The sequence below is a fragment of the Citrobacter sp. 172116965 genome (genome assembly GCF_013458095.1).
In the GTDB taxonomy this organism is placed as follows: Bacteria; Pseudomonadota; Gammaproteobacteria; order Enterobacterales; family Enterobacteriaceae; genus Citrobacter; species Citrobacter braakii.
This window is the reverse complement of sequence record NZ_CP046673.1, coordinates 2,654,367-2,672,871: the sequence shown is the minus strand read 5'-3', so window position 1 is coordinate 2,672,871 and position 18,505 is coordinate 2,654,367. Positions and strand designations below refer to the sequence as shown.

General features: G+C 50.4%; 18 protein-coding genes. 10 read left to right on the top strand and 8 right to left on the bottom strand.

Annotation, left to right across the window (positions count from 1 at the left end; all coding sequences use genetic code 11):
• Positions 1-119 precede the first annotated feature (119 nt).
• The 4 genes from cysB to acnA all read left to right on the top strand — a co-directional run bounded on the left by cysB (position 120) and on the right by acnA (position 4,666).
• A complete protein-coding gene (cysB, locus tag GPJ68_RS12915) occupies positions 120-1,094 on the top strand; it encodes an HTH-type transcriptional regulator CysB (RefSeq protein WP_016153251.1) in 975 nt (324 codons plus the stop codon).
• Between the two features lie 314 nt (positions 1,095-1,408).
• The gene (locus GPJ68_RS12910) at positions 1,409-1,549 is read left to right on the top strand and encodes a YmiA family putative membrane protein (RefSeq protein WP_213238933.1); all 141 of its coding nucleotides are present in this window, start codon (positions 1,409-1,411) and stop codon (positions 1,547-1,549) included.
• A 3-nt stretch (positions 1,550-1,552) separates the two neighbouring features.
• A complete protein-coding gene (locus tag GPJ68_RS12905; protein ID WP_172452829.1) occupies positions 1,553-1,723 on the top strand; it encodes a hypothetical protein in 171 nt (56 codons plus the stop codon).
• 267 nt (positions 1,724-1,990) lie between these two features.
• Positions 1,991-4,666 (top strand): aconitate hydratase AcnA, encoded by a 2,676-nt coding sequence (gene acnA, locus GPJ68_RS12900; RefSeq protein WP_180836702.1) that lies wholly within the window; start codon positions 1,991-1,993, stop codon positions 4,664-4,666.
• A 50-nt stretch (positions 4,667-4,716) separates the two neighbouring features.
• Here the strand turns inward: acnA and ribA are convergent, their stop codons facing one another.
• Positions 4,717-5,307, bottom strand: coding sequence for a GTP cyclohydrolase II (ribA, locus tag GPJ68_RS12895; RefSeq protein ID WP_016153247.1), 591 nt, complete (start codon positions 5,305-5,307; stop codon positions 4,717-4,719).
• 202 nt (positions 5,308-5,509) lie between these two features.
• Here ribA and pgpB point away from each other — a divergent pair, with 202 nt between their 5' ends.
• The 5 genes from pgpB (at position 5,510) to yciH (ending at position 9,162) form a co-directional block, all read left to right on the top strand.
• The gene (gene pgpB, locus GPJ68_RS12890) at positions 5,510-6,274 is read left to right on the top strand and encodes a phosphatidylglycerophosphatase B (protein WP_046275276.1); all 765 of its coding nucleotides are present in this window, start codon (positions 5,510-5,512) and stop codon (positions 6,272-6,274) included.
• 149 nt (positions 6,275-6,423) lie between these two features.
• A complete protein-coding gene (locus GPJ68_RS12885) occupies positions 6,424-6,732 on the top strand; it encodes a LapA family protein (protein ID WP_006684318.1) in 309 nt (102 codons plus the stop codon).
• 6 nt (positions 6,733-6,738) lie between these two features.
• Positions 6,739-7,908 carry a lipopolysaccharide assembly protein LapB gene (lapB, locus tag GPJ68_RS12880; RefSeq protein WP_047417273.1) on the top strand — a complete coding sequence of 390 codons (1,170 nt, stop codon included), beginning with the start codon at positions 6,739-6,741 and terminating at the stop codon, positions 7,906-7,908.
• 189 nt (positions 7,909-8,097) lie between these two features.
• A complete protein-coding gene (gene pyrF / locus GPJ68_RS12875) occupies positions 8,098-8,835 on the top strand; it encodes an orotidine-5'-phosphate decarboxylase (RefSeq protein WP_049043127.1) in 738 nt (245 codons plus the stop codon).
• Positions 8,836-9,162 (top strand): stress response translation initiation inhibitor YciH, encoded by a 327-nt coding sequence (gene yciH, locus GPJ68_RS12870; RefSeq protein ID WP_016153243.1) that lies wholly within the window; start codon positions 8,836-8,838, stop codon positions 9,160-9,162.
• 90 nt (positions 9,163-9,252) lie between these two features.
• Here the strand turns inward: yciH and osmB are convergent, their stop codons facing one another.
• From osmB to fabI, 7 genes are all read right to left on the bottom strand, one after another.
• Positions 9,253-9,471, bottom strand: a complete 219-nt coding sequence (osmB, locus tag GPJ68_RS12865) for an osmotically-inducible lipoprotein OsmB (protein ID WP_003020583.1) — start codon at positions 9,469-9,471, stop codon at positions 9,253-9,255.
• Positions 9,472-9,739: 268 nt separating this feature from the next.
• On the bottom strand, positions 9,740-10,492 hold the full coding sequence (locus GPJ68_RS12860) for a DNA-binding transcriptional regulator YciT (RefSeq protein ID WP_016153242.1): 753 nt from the start codon (positions 10,490-10,492) through the stop codon (positions 9,740-9,742).
• A 95-nt stretch (positions 10,493-10,587) separates the two neighbouring features.
• Positions 10,588-10,770, bottom strand: a complete 183-nt coding sequence (locus GPJ68_RS12855) for a hypothetical protein (protein ID WP_016153241.1) — start codon at positions 10,768-10,770, stop codon at positions 10,588-10,590.
• A gap of 182 nt (positions 10,771-10,952) precedes the next feature.
• Positions 10,953-12,944, bottom strand: a complete 1,992-nt coding sequence (pdeR, locus tag GPJ68_RS12850; RefSeq protein WP_029139557.1) for a cyclic di-GMP phosphodiesterase — start codon at positions 12,942-12,944, stop codon at positions 10,953-10,955.
• Between the two features lie 265 nt (positions 12,945-13,209).
• The gene (locus GPJ68_RS12845; protein ID WP_047417275.1) at positions 13,210-15,144 is read right to left on the bottom strand and encodes an exoribonuclease II; all 1,935 of its coding nucleotides are present in this window, start codon (positions 15,142-15,144) and stop codon (positions 13,210-13,212) included.
• Between the two features lie 89 nt (positions 15,145-15,233).
• Positions 15,234-16,379, bottom strand: coding sequence for a carboxymuconolactone decarboxylase family protein (locus GPJ68_RS12840; protein WP_172860449.1), 1,146 nt, complete (start codon positions 16,377-16,379; stop codon positions 15,234-15,236).
• 199 nt (positions 16,380-16,578) lie between these two features.
• The gene (gene fabI, locus GPJ68_RS12835) at positions 16,579-17,367 is read right to left on the bottom strand and encodes an enoyl-ACP reductase FabI (protein WP_016156642.1); all 789 of its coding nucleotides are present in this window, start codon (positions 17,365-17,367) and stop codon (positions 16,579-16,581) included.
• Between the two features lie 442 nt (positions 17,368-17,809).
• On the opposite strand from fabI, the gene GPJ68_RS12830 reads away from it, so the two are divergent.
• Entirely contained in the window at positions 17,810-18,499 is a 690-nt protein-coding gene (locus tag GPJ68_RS12830; protein WP_016156641.1) for an EAL domain-containing protein, read from the top strand.
• The last annotated feature ends 6 nt before the right edge of the window (positions 18,500-18,505 follow it).

Below are 18,505 nucleotides of genomic sequence, written 5' to 3'. Positions count from 1 at the left end.
CACATAGAAATGATATAGTGGTTATAGTTAACACACTTTTTATTATTAAATCGTATTAGCAGCGCCAACGAGCCTGCTCTGAAACGATGATTTGATGGCGCAAATCGGGATGGCTTAACATGAAATTACAGCAGCTTCGCTACATTGTTGAGGTGGTGAACCACAACCTTAATGTCTCCTCAACGGCGGAAGGGCTTTATACCTCGCAGCCAGGTATCAGTAAGCAAGTTCGTATGCTGGAAGATGAACTTGGCATCCAGATTTTTGCCCGTAGCGGTAAGCACCTGACCCAGGTTACGCCAGCGGGGCAGGAAGTCATTCGAATCGCGCGAGAAGTTTTGTCGAAGGTGGACGCCATTAAGTCCGTTGCTGGCGAACATACCTGGCCGGACAAAGGCTCACTGTATATCGCCACCACGCACACTCAGGCGCGTTACGCTTTGCCGAACGTCATTAAAGGCTTTATTGAGCGTTATCCTCGGGTCTCATTGCATATGCACCAGGGATCGCCGACGCAAATCGCCGAAGCCGTCTCGAAAGGGAATGCAGATTTTGCTATCGCGACGGAAGCCCTGCACCTGTATGACGATCTGGTGATGCTGCCTTGCTACCACTGGAACCGTTCGATTGTCGTTACGCCGGACCATCCGTTGGCGGGCAAATCCGCCGTGTCTATTGAAGAACTGGCGCAGTATCCGCTGGTGACCTACACGTTTGGATTTACCGGACGTTCGGAACTGGACACCGCGTTCAACCGTGCGGGGCTTGAGCCGCGTATAGTTTTTACCGCGACCGATGCCGATGTCATTAAGACCTATGTACGCCTGGGCCTCGGCGTGGGGGTAATTGCCAGTATGGCGGTTGATCCTGTCTCCGACCCTGACCTGGTGCGCGTTGATGCCCATGATATCTTCAGCCATAGCACCACCAAGATTGGTTTTCGTCGCAGCACTTTTTTACGCAGTTACATGTATGATTTTATTCAACGTTTCGCGCCGCATCTGACGCGTGATGTGGTGGATACGGCGGTGGCGCTACGTTCCAATGACGATATTGAAGCCATGTTTAAAGATATTAAATTGCCTGAGAAATAATAACGGCTGTTACCTCGTCGGTATCCTCAAACATAAAGCGATACCGACGGCAGAGTCTGAATCTATTCAATATTTTTCCTCTATATATTAACCATATATTGTTTATGGTAAACACTTGCTAAAGTAGTTTCAAATTAGTAAGGTCGCCAAAAATCCCTCTCAAATATTTATAACCGATCAAATAATTAATTTATTTATCAGGTCGAGTATGAAAATTAACTGGCTTTTTTTGACCTTTTTTATTAGGATTCCTCCTATCTGATGATTAATTGTACCGATTGTTTGGTGCTTAAATGATAAGTGATTTCGATAGTATGAGGTTAGCGATGCCTTCAGGAAACCAGCCAGCACGCCGGGATCCCGTGATGAAACGTAAAGCTTGGTTCGCTGTGTTTCTTGGCTCTGCCGTGTTCTGGATTATTGTCGCGCTCGTGGCCTGGAATGTGTGGGGGTAGGTCATGTCCACACTGGAACAACGCTCCACCGTGATGCCATCTCCGGAAGACCACGAACAAGAGAGTCAACGCAGCGCAGAGAATAAGCCGAATATTCCAGCGACTTGGAAACTCTCTCCTGAACAACGGGCGTTTATCGATCTGTTTGCGGATGATGATGAACAGAAACAATAATTGATACGAATTTTAAAATTATTATTAGTTCGTTGGCTTGAACTGCAAATATTTTATTCCGGGCAATCGTGATGAGCCATGCTTATCACCGTATTAACCTTGACCGCTTAAACCTTTCTCCTCGCCAGATACTTCAGTTCCCCCTTTTGTAGCCCTCCACTTTTATCAATTTGAGTTGTTATCAAAGCGTTACATTTTGTTTGTGTTATCTTTAATACTAACCCTGAGGAAAACCAGGGGATCCAACCCTGTCATTAAGGAGGAGCTATGTCGTCGACCCTACGAGAAGCCAGTAAGGACACATTGCAGGTTAAAGATAAAACCTACCGTTACTACAGTCTGCCGCTGGCCGCTAAATCACTGGGTGATATCACCCGTTTACCGAAATCGCTAAAAGTTTTGCTGGAAAACCTGCTTCGCTGGCAGGACGGTAATTCCGTTACCGAAGATGATATTCATGCGCTTGCGCATTGGCTGAAGACCGCTCATGCCGATCGAGAAATTGCCTATCGACCTGCTCGTGTTCTGATGCAGGATTTTACCGGCGTGCCGGCGGTGGTCGATCTCGCCGCCATGCGCGAAGCGGTGAAACGTCTGGGTGGGGATACGGCAAAAGTGAATCCGCTTTCGCCAGTGGATCTTGTCATTGATCACTCTGTAACGGTGGATCGTTTCGGTGATGATGATGCTTTCGAAGAAAACGTGCGCCTGGAAATGGAACGTAACCATGAACGTTATGTGTTCCTGAAATGGGGACAGCAGGCATTTAGTCGCTTCAGCGTTGTACCGCCGGGTACGGGGATTTGCCACCAGGTTAACCTTGAATATCTTGGCAAAGCTGTCTGGAGCGAGTTACAGGACGGTGAGTGGGTGGCTTATCCCGATACACTGGTCGGTACCGATTCCCATACCACGATGATTAATGGTCTCGGTGTGCTGGGCTGGGGCGTTGGAGGCATTGAAGCTGAAGCGGCAATGCTGGGTCAACCGGTCTCAATGCTGATCCCGGATGTTGTGGGCTTTAAACTGGTGGGTAAACTGCGGGAAGGCATCACTGCCACCGACCTGGTTCTGACCGTCACCCAGATGCTGCGTAAGCACGGTGTAGTCGGTAAATTCGTTGAATTCTACGGTGATGGGCTGGACACCTTACCTCTGGCCGATCGAGCAACCATTGCGAACATGGCACCGGAATACGGCGCAACCTGCGGTTTCTTCCCGATCGATGACATAACCCTTGAGTATATGCGTCTGAGCGGGCGCAGTGAGGAACAGGTTGAGTTGGTCAATGCCTATGCCAAAGCGCAGGGAATGTGGCGTAACCCAGGGGATGAACCTGTGTTTACCAGTTCGTTGGAGCTGGATATGGGCAGCGTAGAGGCAAGCCTTGCTGGACCGAAGCGTCCGCAGGATCGGGTGGTGCTGGCTGATGTGCCGAAAGCCTTTTCGGCGAGTAATGAACTCGAGGTGAATAGCTCGCTGAAAGACCGTCAGCCAGTGGACTATACCATGAGCGGTCAGCAGTATAAGCTGCCGGACGGCGCGGTGGTGATAGCCGCTATCACCTCTTGTACCAACACCTCAAACCCAAGCGTATTGATGGCGGCGGGGCTGCTGGCGAAAAAAGCCGTCACGCTTGGTTTGAAACGTCAGCCATGGGTGAAAGCCTCGTTGGCGCCAGGATCGAAGGTGGTTTCCGATTATCTGGCAAAGGCTGGGTTCACTCCGTACCTTGATGAGCTGGGATTTAATCTTGTGGGTTATGGCTGTACCACCTGTATTGGCAACTCTGGACCCTTACCCGATCCTATCGAAACAGCCATCAAAAAAGGCGATCTTACAGTTGGGGCAGTGCTTTCTGGAAACCGTAACTTTGAAGGTCGTATCCATCCGCTCGTGAAGACCAACTGGCTGGCGTCTCCGCCGCTGGTGGTGGCCTACGCGCTGGCGGGTAATATGAATATCAACCTGACGAAAGATCCGTTAGGCCATGACAGAAAAGGCGATCCTGTTTATCTGAAAGATATTTGGCCGACAGCCAAGGAAATTGCCCGCGCCGTTGAGCAGGTCTCTACCGCCATGTTCCATAAAGAGTATGCTGAAGTCTTTGAAGGCACGCCAGAATGGAAAGCAATCCAGGTTGATCGCGCTGATACCTATGGCTGGCAGTCTGACTCGACCTATATCCGTTTGTCACCGTTCTTCGATGGTATGCAGGCTACGCCGGATCCGGTTCAGGACATTCACGGTGCGCGTATTCTGGCGATGCTCGGAGATTCTGTTACCACCGACCATATTTCTCCTGCCGGCAGTATTAAACCAGACAGTCCGGCGGGGCGTTATCTGCAAAGCCATGGCGTTGAGCGTAAAGATTTTAACTCCTACGGTTCGCGACGCGGGAATCATGAAGTGATGATGCGTGGTACCTTTGCCAATATTCGTATTCGCAATGAGATGGTACCTGGCGTGGAAGGTGGCATGACGCGTCATTTGCCGGGAACCGAAGTGGTGGCTATTTATGATGCGGCCATGCAATACCAGCAGGAGAACGTGCCTTTGGCGGTGATTGCCGGGAAAGAGTATGGTTCCGGCTCCAGCCGTGACTGGGCGGCGAAAGGCCCACGTTTGCTGGGCGTTCGCGTGGTTATCGCAGAGTCTTTTGAGCGAATTCACCGTTCTAACCTGATTGGCATGGGCATTTTACCGCTGGAATTCCCGCAGGGCGTCACGCGTAAAACGCTGGGATTAACCGGTGAGGAGGCGATCGATATTACGGACCTACAAAACATTAAACCGGGGGCGACAGTTCCGGTGAGTATGGTACGCGCAGATGGGCGTAAAGAGGTGATTCTATGCCGCTGTCGCATTGATACCGCGACGGAGCTAACGTATTACCAAAACGACGGCATTCTGCACTACGTGATTCGTAATATGTTGAATTAAAATGCAAAAAAGCCTGCGAGAGCAGGCTTTTTGATAGGCGGTGACAACGATTATTTGCCCAGCAAATGTCCCATCTTGGCGGCTTTGGTGTCCAGATAATGTTCATTTTTTGGATTACGGCCCACGATCAGCGGCACGCGTTCAACAATATTGATTCCCGCTTCGGTCAGGATTTCTACTTTCTTCGGGTTATTGGTCAGCAAACGTACCGCATCCACGCCCAGCAGCTTGAACATATCGGCACACAGCGTGAAATCGCGCTCGTCTGCCGCAAATCCCAACTGATGATTCGCTTCAACGGTATCATAACCCTGGTCCTGCAACGCGTAAGCGCGGATTTTGTTGAGCAGGCCAATGTTGCGTCCTTCCTGACGGTGATAAAGCAGAATACCACGCCCTTCTTCAGCAATGTGGGTGAGGGCCGCTTCAAGCTGGAAACCGCAATCGCAACGCAGGCTAAACAGCGCATCACCAGTCAAACATTCGGAGTGGACGCGCGCCAGGACAGGTGTTTGGCCTGTGATATCGCCAAAAACCAGTGCGACATGATCGTGTCCGGTTGCCAGTTCTTCAAATCCCACCATCAGGAAATCACCCCAGGGGGTTGGCAGTTTGGCTTCTGCCACACGTTTAAGCTGCATGTAATTCTCCAGATTATGCTGGCACTTGTCGTGCCTTCGCCTGTCGGCTTCTGTTCTGTATTACACTATTTTGCCATAAGGCAACGACGTTCACCTAATCGCGACCACGGATTCGCTTTTGGAATGGCACAAAATTGTCAATTTTCCCGACGTGTGAATTTTTCAGTTATGATTGTGATACTTATCGACGAAAGGAGAGGCAATGCTGTCTATTGCAAAGCGCACCGCAGTGGGGACCGGACTGCTACTTATCATGCCGGTTGCCGTATGGGTATCAGGCTGGAGCTGGCAGCCAGGGCACAATGTCTGGTGGTTAAAGTCCTTGTACTGGGTAACGGAAACGGTGACGCAGCCGTGGGGAATTATCACTCACGTTGCGCTTTGTGCATGGTTTCTGTGGTGCCTGCGTTTTCGTCTTAAAGCCGCGGTAATGCTGTTTGCTATTCTGGCAGCGGCGATTTTAGTGGGACAGGGCGTGAAGTCCTGGGTAAAAGACAGGGTGCAAGAACCGCGACCTTTTGTCGTGTGGTTGGAAAAAACGCACCATATTCCGGTTGATGAGTTCTACACTTTAAAACGTAAAGATCGTGGGCATTTAGTCAAAGAACAATTGGCCGAACAGCAGGATATTCCAACGTTTTTACGCAAGCACTGGCAAAAAGAAACGGGGTTTGCCTTTCCGTCCGGACATACGATGTTTGCCGCCAGTTGGGCTTTACTGGGCGTAGGGCTGTTATGGCCGCGCAGACGTACGCTGACGATTGTGTTTCTGCTGATCTGGGCGACCGGCGTGATGGGCAGTCGCTTGCTGTTAGGCATGCACTGGCCCCGTGATTTGGTGGTGGCAACGCTGATTTCGTGGCTGTTGGTGACGCTGGCAACCTGGCTTGCACAGCGGGTATGCGGACCATTAACCCCACCAGTGCAGGAGGAAAAAGAAATCGCGCAGCGAGAACAAGAAAGCTAGCGATGATTGATTTTTCAAATTTTGCCCTCAAATCAGAAAGTGGAAAGCGCTTTTCCGTTTCGCACTCGTTGTGAAAATGGTAATTTAAAGGGCTCAACGCGGTAAGTTGGACACGATTTATTCGCTCAAACCACATAACGGGAAGTAATGTGAAATATTTACTCATTTTCTTACTGGTGTTGGCGATTTTTGTTATTTCGGTGACATTGGGTGCGCAAAACGATCAACAGGTTACGTTTAATTACCTGCTGGCTCAGGGTGAGTATCGTATCTCTACGCTGCTTGCTGTATTGTTTGCCGCAGGGTTTGCGATTGGTTGGCTAATTTGCGGCCTTTTCTGGCTGAAGGTTCGTGTGTCTCTTGCGCGCGCCGAACGTAAAATCAAACGACTGGAAAACCAGCTTGCGCCTGCGACCGACGTTGCGGTATCTGCCGATTCGTCGGTTGTGAAGGAATAATTATTTATGTTGGAGTTGTTGTTTCTGCTTTTACCTGTAGCCGCTGCCTATGGGTGGTATATGGGTCGCAGAAGTGCGCAACAAACCAAGCAGGATGAAGCTAACCGTCTTTCTCGTGACTATGTCGCCGGGGTTAACTTCCTCCTGAGCAATCAACAAGATAAAGCGGTGGATCTGTTCCTTGATATGCTAAAAGAGGACACAGGCACCGTTGAGGCTCATCTCACCCTCGGAAACCTGTTCCGCTCTCGCGGTGAAGTCGATCGCGCAATCCGCATCCATCAAACGTTAATGGAAAGTGCCTCGCTGACCTACGAGCAGCGTTTGCTGGCCGTGCAACAGCTGGGGCGCGACTACATGGCCGCGGGACTGTACGACCGCGCGGAAGACATGTTCAATCAGCTTACCGATGAAACTGATTTTCGGGTTGGCGCATTACAGCAACTGTTGCAAATTTATCAGGCCACCAGCGAATGGCAAAAAGCCATTGATGTAGCAGAGCGTCTGGTGAAACTCGGCAAAGACAAGCAGCGTAATGAGATAGCCCACTTCTACTGCGAACTGGCCTTACAGCAAATGGGTAGCGACGATATGGATCGCGCCATGACGCTGTTGAAAAAAGGCGCGGCGGCAGACAAAAACAGTGCACGGGTATCCATCATGATGGGTCGCGTGTACATGGAAAAAGGTGATTACGCGAAGGCGGTTGAAAGCCTGCAACGGGTCATTTCCCAGGACAAAGAGCTGGTCAGCGAAACGCTGGAAATGCTGCAAAGCTGCTACCAGCATCTGGGGAAAAACGATGAGTGGGCGGAGTTTTTACGTCGGGCCGTCGAGGAAAATACTGGTGCCGCCGCCGAACTGATGCTGGCTGATATTCTTGAGGCGCGTGAGGGGGCTGATACCGCTCAGGTCTATATCACTCGTCAGCTGCAACGTCATCCTACGATGCGCGTGTTCCACAAGCTGATGGATTATCATCTCCACGAAGCCGAAGAAGGGCGTGCCAAAGAGAGCCTGATGGTTCTGCGCGATATGGTCGGAGAGCAGGTACGCAGTAAACCGCGTTACAGCTGCCAGAAGTGCGGTTTTACCGCGTATACGCTTTACTGGCACTGTCCATCCTGCCGTTCATGGTCAACCATTAAGCCCATTCGCGGACTTGATGGGCTGTAATTTTTAAAAAAACCTTATTTTAGTTACAACATACTGTTGGTGTGTAATCGATCCATCCTCAACCTCCGCTGCCGGTTCGCCTGGCAGAAATGTAATCGCGCCTGTTAATTTTCTATTACCGCAGGTAGAATGCACGCCGTTTACCCATTTCGCGCCGCCGTGGGCGCCCATCCTCAAGAAGGTCTGGTCATGACGTTTACTGCTTCATCTTCTTCTCGTGCTGTTACCGATTCTCCTGTCGTTGTCGCTCTCGATTATTCTAATCGTGATAAAGCATTAGCTTTTGTCGACAGAATTGATCCTCGTGATTGCCGTTTGAAAGTGGGCAAAGAGATGTTCACGCTTTTTGGACCTCAGTTGGTTCGCGATCTACAACAGCGTGGTTTTGACATCTTTCTTGATTTGAAATTTCATGATATTCCCAATACCACCGCGCATGCAGTTGCCGCTGCTGCCGAACTTGGCGTCTGGATGGTTAACGTTCACGCTTCTGGCGGGGCGCGTATGATGACTGCAGCCCGTGAAGCCTTAGTGCCTTTTGGCCAGGATGCGCCGCTGCTGATTGCCGTGACGGTTCTGACCAGTATGGAAGCCAGCGACCTCGCCGATCTAGGCGTGACGTTGTCACCTGCGGATTATGCTGAAAGACTGGCGCGCTTAACCCAGAATTGTGGTCTGGATGGTGTCGTATGCTCAGCTCAGGAAGCGGTGCGATTCAAGCAGGTGTTGGGCCAGGCATTTAAGCTGGTGACACCGGGTATTCGTCCAGAAGGCAGCGAGGCGGGCGATCAGCGTCGTATTATGACACCGGAACAGGCGCAGTCAGCAGGTGTGGATTACATGGTGATTGGTCGCCCGGTTACCCAGTCGGCCGATCCCGCGCAGACGCTGAAGATGATCAATGCTTCCCTGAAACGAGGTGCGTAAATGAACGACTCAAACTCTCGTCTGGTCTACTCTACCGACTCCGGGCGTATTGATGAACCGAAAACAGCGCCTGAGCGTCCAAAAGGCGATGGCATTGTTCGTATCCAGCGCCAGACCAGTGGTCGCAAAGGGAAGGGCGTGTGCCTGATTACCGGTATTGATCAAGACGATGCCGAACTGACCAAATTAGCCGCAGAACTGAAGAAAAAGTGTGGTTGCGGTGGAGCAGTGAAAGATGGCGTGATTGAAATTCAGGGGGATAAACGCGACCTGATTAAATCGCTGCTGGAAGCTAAAGGAATGAAAGTTAAACTGGCTGGCGGTTAATAAAAAAGCCACGGAAAATTTCCGTGGCTTTTTAATAATACAGACCTGAAAAAGTAAACGTATTATTATATCGAGCCGTTTAACCGTAGATTATTTACCCACCTGGTGGCCAATAATACCACCTACTGCAGCACCACCCAGCGTACCCAGCGTGCTACCGTCAGTCAGGACTGCACCACCTATTGCACCTGCACCAGCACCGATTGCGGTGTTACGATCTCGTTTGGACCAGTTAGAGCAGGCACTCAGCGACATTGCCAGAGTAATCGCCAGAATGGCAGCGGTCATTTTTTTGCTCGTTACTAACATAATACTTTCTCCTGAATTATTGATTCACGGAATCCAGTGTTCTTTAAGGATAGCGTCAAATTAAGACTATCGAAGATATTTCCGTGAAACCGTTTAGCGAAGGCATTACAAACACTATCCTGAAGTTGGAGGTTCGTTCCTGTTATATCGCTAACATTAATTTTACGACTTTATCCTGTTAACGACAGGTAAAAAGTCTTAATTGGATTGTCAGATAACTCTCAGAGAGCAGATGATTTGTCTGCTGACAAACCATCTACTGAAGATTTTATGCGTGGGCATCAATGATATTGACGATTAATCCTGAATGTTCGAGCTGCATTTGTACGCTGGCGCTGAGTCTGGAGTCCGTTACTACGCGGCTGAATCGCTCTAATGGACCCAGCGTGTAAGGGTGAATGGCGTCGAATTTTGAGCTGTCGGTCAACACAATAACTTCTGCGCCTTTTTCCAGCACCGCGTTAACCACGTCAGAACGCATCATATCGCGTCCGGTAAAACCGGTATCAGCCTGCCAGCCGTCAATGCCGATAAAGGCCTTACTGAAATGTACCTGCTGGATAAACTGGCGAGTTAAAGGGCCGACCATGCTCTCACTTTTTTTCTGGTAAATTCCACCGAGAAGAATCACTTCACAGGGCGTTTCTTTGAGCAGATGAGCAATGTAGCTGCTCACGGTGATGATGGTGACATCTTTTTGCTCTGCCAGTGTTCTGGCCAGAAGTGCATTGCTGCTGCCATTCTCAATGAATACGGATTCGCCTGGACTGACCAGAGATGCAGCGAATTCAGCCAGTTCACGTTTCAGAGTGAAATTGGTCATCATGCGCGTTTCAACATCATCGCTGTTCAATGAAACAGCAAAACCGTGGGCTCGGCGTAAGTAACTCTGTTTTTCCAGCGTGTTCAGATCCTGTCGAATCGTCACTTCGGAGACACCGGTGACTTTTGCCAGATCGGCGACGCTCATCTGACCTTTATCGGTCACCATCTGCAAAATAGATTGTTGTCGGGAATTCATAGTATTAATTTTATTGCGATATCGTATCGGAAATTAAACGGAAACTGCATTATCTGCAGTTTGCTGATAGCAGCGACATCAAAAGATCACTGTCATCAGATCTCCCATGGCGCCTTCTGCTTTTTCGCCAAAGATTCGGCATCTTCTTTGACCGTGTTTAACAGTTCAGCTTTCAAAATTTCAAGATTGTGGATGGCTGAGTGGTAATCACCTGCAACGAGGATATCCAGCACGGTATCAATACGTTCGGCCAGACGCTGAGCGTCGATATCAGACATGGTCGTCATCCTAATGGCAATAGAGTTTGAATTTCATGATGCAGAATTTCATGGCAAAAGAGAAGGGAAAAATAGTATTAACCTGAACGATTGAAGAATATTATATATTCTGTGATTACATGCGGATAGCGTCGTCATGTAATGTCCATTTATGGCTATTTATCGCCTTCATTCTCTCTGCATTAGCGCAGTTTTTTACTCAGGTGGCGGCGATACCAACGTTCAAATGCGGCTGCTGGCATTGGTTTGGCGAATAAAAACCCCTGACGCTCATTGACGCCATTTTTGGTCAGAAACGCATCCTCTTTCGCGCTTTCCACGCCTTCGGCGATGACCTGCAGGTTGAGCGCCTGTGCTACCGCAACTATGGCCCGTACCAGCGATTGTGAAATGGATTGTTTGTGGATCTCTCTGACAAAGGTCTGATCCAGTTTAATGGCATCTAGCGGGAAGCGGGCCAGTTGAGACAGCGACGAATAACCGGTACCAAAATCATCCAAATGGATTTGCGCTCCTAACTGGCTAAACTGCTGAATGACTGACAACGCCAGTTGCTCATTTTCTATCAAACTGCTTTCCGTTAATTCAACATCGATGGGGCAATACTCAAAGTTGAGCTCGTGAAGTACCTGCTTAAGTGCGGTAAACAGCGTCTGGTCGGCGAGCTGGCGGGCAGAAACGTTTACCGCCACGCGCAGGTTTATTCCCTTGTCGCGCCATTTCGCGACCTGGCGCACAACGTCGAGAATAACCCAACGCCCCAGCGGGACGATGAGCCCCGATTCTTCGGCGTAGGAGATAAACTCCAGCGGTGGAATGAGGCCGCGTTCCGGAGATTGCCAGCGAACCAGCGCCTCCAGGCTGCGCACTTCACCGCGCCAGGTTATCTTTGGCTGATAATGGATAACCAGTTGATCGTTATCCAGCGCCTTACGCAGATTAGTATCCAGCCACAGATATTCAAATACCCGCTGATTCATTTCCGGAGAAAAAACACAAAACTGCCCACGGCCGCCTTCTTTCGCGGTGTACATGGCTGTATCCGCGTTACGAATGACGCTCTCGCAGTCCTGACCATGCTGAGGCGCGAGGGATATACCAATAGAGCATCCGGTATAGACTTCAATCAGACCGATGCGGAAGGGCTGGCGCAGGCGCGTCAGAATGCGTGATGCGGTGGCTTCCAGTGTGCCCTGGGATGTTTCGGTGGCAAGAACAATGAATTCATCGCCGCCAAATCGCGCCAGGATCTGGTTGTCTTCGAGGCAACTGAGGATTGCCAGCGACACGCTTTGTAGTAGCTGATCGCCAAACATATGCCCGTAGGCATCGTTTACCTTTTTGAAGTTATCCAGATCGAGGTACGCAATACCGACCTGCGTATCGCCCGCGTTCTCAATCGCATTACTGATCAGTTCATGAATTGCGTTGCGGTTTGGTAATCCAGTGATGGAGTCGGTATTCGCCAACACCCGCAGTCGTTCCTGCGCGCGGCGTTCTTCAGTGATATCGGTCCCGGAACAGATCAGAAAAATTTCGTTCTTGCCGCTACCGTTATGCACAAATTTATTGCGAAACAGAAACAGACGCTGGCCTTTGCAGGTCTTGACCCAGCGTTCAACCTCATACGAGTTACCTTCGCGAAAAAAGACCTCAATATTGCGCCGTGAAGCCGCCGCTTCACGACGGCTCATAAATAATGTGAATACACTTTGACCAATGACTTCACGTTCTTTGAGGCCGGTGTACTCTTCGCACAGGCGATTAAACCGCTGAATGTTGCCCATGCGGTCAAGAATGACAATAACGGAATTGGCTTCGGAAACGACTTGTTCGGCAAAAGAGAGGCCGTGGGCCAGATCGCGGGCGACGGAAGGGGTGTCATCCCAGGCGGATGCGCTACCGGCCCATTCGCGCTTATTGATTTTTCGACCGACCAGATGCACGGGAATGTCGTCATCTTCAATGGGCAACGTCATTAGCAGACTTGACGTGATCACCGTCATCTCGCGAATGCGATCGGCTTGTTCAGGTAATAATTCGATGGTCTGATCAGCTTCTGACGCTTCGTCGATAGAGAAATGCAGGATGTTGCAATCCTCTGACAAACGCCAGTAGGGGTTATGAGTGCCCACATAGCTATACAACGTAACCAGCTCCCGGACGTCTTTCATCATGTGTACTATCCCGTTTAAAGCGCATAGAGCCTCAAAAGTATGGGTAGCCATGATTCATTCGGGGTGATTATGGCTGAACGTATTGTTTTTTTTATATATTTATGTTTAATCCAGAATCCGTAAAAAGCAAAGCCAACGGAACTGAAAAAAGTAAAAAAATAAAATTGACCGAATGAAAGAAGTGTAGTGCGGTGGTGGGAATTTGGGCGGGAAAAAGAAACGACCTTTCACAAAATGAGAAAGGTCGCTGGATTGATACGTGTTACGCGGCTGGACGCGCGATAACGCTGCGGGTTTCCATGCGAACTTCGGCGATGGTTACGTCAATCACATCCGTGACTTTGTAAACCACTTCACCTTTAATTTGCACCGTGCCGCTTTCCTGGCTGCATACCAGCTCGTCCCGAACGGCGTGCAGGAATGGGGCAGGAATAAATGCTACTGCACCATTATCAACTAAACGTACGCGCATACCGCCGCGGCTGACGTCAATTATCTCGGCCGCAAAGCGGGTATCGGTCCCGGCTTTGTCACTCAGGAAACGGGCGTATAACCAGTCGCCCACATCACGCTCAGCCATCCGGTTCAGGCGACGACGTTCCGCCATTTGCACCGTGGTATCATCCCCAGGGCGGGCGATGGTTTCACCTTTGATGACGGCCTTAAGCAGACGGTGGTTAATCATATCGCCATATTTACGAATAGGAGAGGTCCAGGTGGCATAAGCCTCCAGACCCAGCCCAAAGTGCGGCCCTGGCTCGATACTGATTTCAGCGTAAGACTGGAAGCGGCGAATTCGGCTGTCGAGGAAACCAGAAGGCTGCGCATCCAGCTCGCGGCGCAGTTTGCAGAAACCTTCCAGCGTCAGGACTTCCTCGGCATCAACGTGCATACCATGGGTTTTTAGCAGCGCGGCCAGAGCGTCGGCGTTGGCCGGGTCGAATCCCATATGGACGTTATAAATACCGAAGCCGAGCTTGTCGCGAAGCACGCGGGCGGCGCAAATGTTTGCCGCAATCATGGATTCTTCCACGATTCGGTTTGCGATGCGGCGTGGCTCAGCGACGATGTCCAGGACTTCACCTTTTTCACCAAGAACAAAACGGTAATCCGGGCGATCTTTAAATACCAGAGCATGGTTATGACGCCATTCACCGCGGCTCAGGCAAATACGGTGTAGCAGACGGATTTGTTCAGCAATCGCGTCATTTGCAGGCTGCCAGTCGCCGGCGCCTTCCAGCCAGTCGGAGACGTTGTCGTAGACCAGCTTCGCTTTCGACTCAATCGTCGCTGCGAAGAAGGTGATGTTGTCTTCAATCGCGCCATCCGCCGCGATGGTCATACGACAAGCCAGAACCGGACGCACTTCGTTCGCGCGTAAAGAGCACAGATCGTCAGACAGTTCGCGTGGTAGCATCGGGATATTGAACCCCGGCAGATAGTTAGTAAACGCGCGAATTTTTGCTGTTTTATCCAGCTTGCTGCCTTCTGCAATCCAGGCCGTAGGGTCGGCAATGGCGACAGTTAATTGCAGTTTGCCGTCGGCCAGCTCTTCAGCATACAGCGCATCGTCCATATCTTCGGTGCTGGCGCTGTCGATGGTGACAAAGTTGAGGGCGGTTAAGTCCTGACGAACCAGACCTTCATCCAGCATCTCAGTTGCCACACCGTCCGGCGCTTCTTTTTCGAGATTATGGCGTGCCAGCGTGACCCACCACGGGACAAAGTGGTCATCAGCAAAAGTGATAAATTGGGTTAACTCGGCATAGAAGGTGCGATCGCCTTTCAGCGGGTGGCGACGCATTTCAGCGACGGCCCAGTCACCTTCTTTAAAATCGTGCTCAACGCCGCGGGCGGCACGGCAAGGGATCGCTTCTTTCAGTAACGGATGATCCGGCACAATGGACAGACGATCATTTTTGCCCTGAACTTTACCCACGAAGCGCGTCAGGAAGGGTTCGATCAGTTCTTCCGGCTCGGCAGATTCACGATCTTTTTCTGTATGGATAACCGCAACAATGCGGTCGCCATGCATCACTTTTTTCATCTGCGGCGGTGGAATGAAATAGCTTTTTTGTGCATCGACTTCCAGGAAGCCAAAGCCTTTTTCCGTGGCTTTTACCACCCCTTCAGCACGTGGCGTCTGGGAATGCAGTTGCTGTTTAAGCTGCGCTAGCAGCGGGTTGTCCTGAAGCATAATTGTCTATTTTCGTGGCTAAAAGAGCGGCTGACAGTTTTACGCGATTCTCTCAGTTGCGGCAAGCGCTCTTTCAGTAAGTGGATCGGTTAATAAGTCTCGCCCAGCGCGATTTTCAAGCGATTCAACCATCCGCACAATCCGCTCCAGGCCAGCAGGTTAATCGCTTGTTCAGAAGAGATGCCCTGATCGAACAAAGGGGTTAACAGCGCGGCGCTAAAACGGTCGGGCGCTCGGGTTAGCCATTGTACCGCCTGCAGGGTGACGCGCTCAACCGGATGTCGCTGTTCCCAACGCTGTAATTCACGTTCCTCCTGGCGAAGCAGGGCGATAACGTTGGCTAATTCATTGGCTGTATGTGCCTGTTCATTAAAGCAGGCCACGCTGCCGTTAATCCGTGACGTCATTAGCGCCGCCAGTGAAAATGCCCGCACCGGTACAGCGCTGCACCGGGTACTGGAAATCAGTGTCGTGAATAAATCTAAAATGACCGGTGAATGAATCAGTAATGGCACCAACGCTTGCAGCTCATCGGGAAAATGTCTGGCCGTCGTCTCGTCCTGAGCAGGATATTTTTCGATTGGGAATGGCGCAGCGTGCCAGGTAGCGTTTGTTGCACTAAATGGCGAAGCGTGAGCGAATTGCTGTATATCCAGCCCCGGTATTCGGCGCACCGGATGTCCAAACCAGGCCTGAAACAGGGCCACGATCCGGGCCTGAAAACCGACGAAGCCGATGATTTGATTCATCAAAATACTATCGCTGGTGGTCAGCCCGACCGCATCCAGATGCTGGCGATCGCGTGCGCCTATCACGTCAGGAGAGCTGGCAAGTTGGCGAGCATATTGGGTGATTTGCGCCAGCCGATGGTTACTTTCCCGTGACGAGTCAGGACCAGGAAGCGGTGTTAACCGCGCGGCATAGTGATTGCACAATCGCTGGACGCCATACACCTGAGCGACAGTTAGCGCCGTACTCATCCGCTCATAGGCGCTGAATGTGTGCATCTGATTCAGGTTTACGTGAACCGGGAAGAGAACCTGGGCAAGTTTACGGGCAGGGGTTAACCAGGATTGAAAAGGCAAAAGGGCGTCATCAGGTATCGCCAGATCCAGTAAAAAGCTGTCGTCGACATGAGCGGCTTCCGGCACCAGCGGCAGAATATCTTGCGGATGCTTGCTGGATTGCGTCTCATGATACCAGTGGCTTTTGCCTTCAATTCGGCGTTGTTCCATGGGCGGTCCTTGGTCTAAAAAGTGGCGACCCGGACACGTCGTCTACTACTACGCCGGATCGTTTGCGCTGCAATATCCTGACGTAAGCAGAAGAGGGGATGAAAGATTGTTCCGTGATAATAAATATCAGAAAAGCATATATGGCGGCAGGCAGAGGAGAGTCATGGGCGGGGCAAGACCGCCCATAGAAGACTTACGATTATTTCAGTTCCAGTTCGTTCATTGCCGCGATACTGAAGCCACCATCGACGTGAACGACTTCACCCGAGATGCCGGCAGCGAGATCGGAGCACAAAAATGCTGCGGAGTTACCCACATCTTCAATGGTTACAGTGCGGCGAATCGGCGTAACCGCTTCACAATGCGCCAGCATTTTACGGAAATCTTTAATGCCGGAAGCGGCGAGTGTACGGATAGGACCGGCGGAAATAGCGTTCACACGCACGCCTTCAGGACCCATCGCATTAGCCATATAGCGGACGTTCGCTTCCAGTGAGGCTTTTGCCAGGCCCATCACGTTGTAGTTAGGGATGGCGCGCTCTGCGCCCAGATAGGATAGCGTCAGCAGCGCCGAGCCTGGGTTCAGCATGGAACGGCAGGCTTTTGCCATCGCCACAAAGCTGTAAGCGCTGATGTCATGAGCAATTTTGAAGCCTTCGCGGGTGACTGCATTCACATAGTCGCCATCCAGTTGGTCTGCGGGCGCAAAACCAATCGAGTGCACAAAACCGTCGAATTTCGGCCAGGCTTTGCCCAGTTCGGTAAACAGTGCATCAATGCTGGCGTCTTCCGCCACATCACACTGCAGTACGATGCTGGAACCCAGTTGAGCTGCAAATTCCTCGACGCGGCCTTTTAGTTTGTCATTCTGGTAGGTGAACGCCAGTTCAGCCCCTTCGCGATGCATGGCCTGAGCGATACCCCAGGCGATGGACAGTTTGCTGGCAAGACCCGTTACCAGAATGCGCTTACCGGAAAGAAAACCCATAGCTTTAATCCTTATGGTCATTGCTTATTTTTAGCAATCAATGAGTTATGATCACAATTTGAAGGTGGTTCGAAATGGGGCAGCAATTATATCCCACTCTTTGTGCCTTGTAGAATAGTTATCATCCCTTACTGATAATCACTTTTCATTACGCATGAGGGTTATAACACTTTCGCTGGTTAAGTCTCATTCATTCTGCGAAGCGCGGGGGGGATGGAGAAAATACAAGGCTTTAAAGGCATCTCAATGGTATTATTAACTGCTAGCTTATGTTTTAAAACATAGCAATGTAGGAACTTTCTTAAAACAAAAAATATGACCGTATTCAGTTCGTTATGATATATTGTTTTTATCGATCGATATTTATTCATTGATCGATATTATTGATTGATTGTGATTAAAAGTGCATTATCAGGAAGTTATGATCAATTGGAGTGGTCTTATGCACTATCATTTCATCGCGGAACCGATGAGAGACACAACTGATACGTTACTGGGTGTTGAGATGAGCGTCCGGTTTGTTTCAGATACGGTTTCGCCGATACATCCAGAGTTCATCATTTCAGCGTGGAATAGCGAACAAAAACGTAATTTCATGCTCGAGCAAATTCGATTAATTGCCGAAAAGCGTAATTGGTTTGAGAGCCACAACCTTTTCTGTACTCTGAATCTCATTGATGAAATGGCGCTGCTGGCAATTGGCGACCCGAGCGTTAAATCGGCGCTACATGCCATGCCTTTTGTCGCCCTGGAACTTTCAGAGCGTTTTCTGACGAATACCGTATGTCTGAATAATCTGCTGATTAATTCACTTTGCGACGGTCCAAACGCATTATGGCTGGGCGATCTGGGCTCCGGCAGCATTGGGGCCAGTCCGCTGGTTTGCGGTCGTTTTGATGTTGTAAAGTTGGATCGTGGTTTTTTCCTGGATCAGGCTGAAAAACCGATGTTCCCGGTGCTAATTAAAAACATCCGCGAATATTGCGACCGCATTGCGGTGGAGGGCGTGGAAACCAAACAGCTTATCGACGAAGTAGGCGCGGCTGGTGTTTGGGTGATGCAGGGATCCCTTTTCCCTTCGGTCGCGTTTAGCGAGGTTGATACACTGCTCTTACCAAATGTTTGTCACTGATTGCAA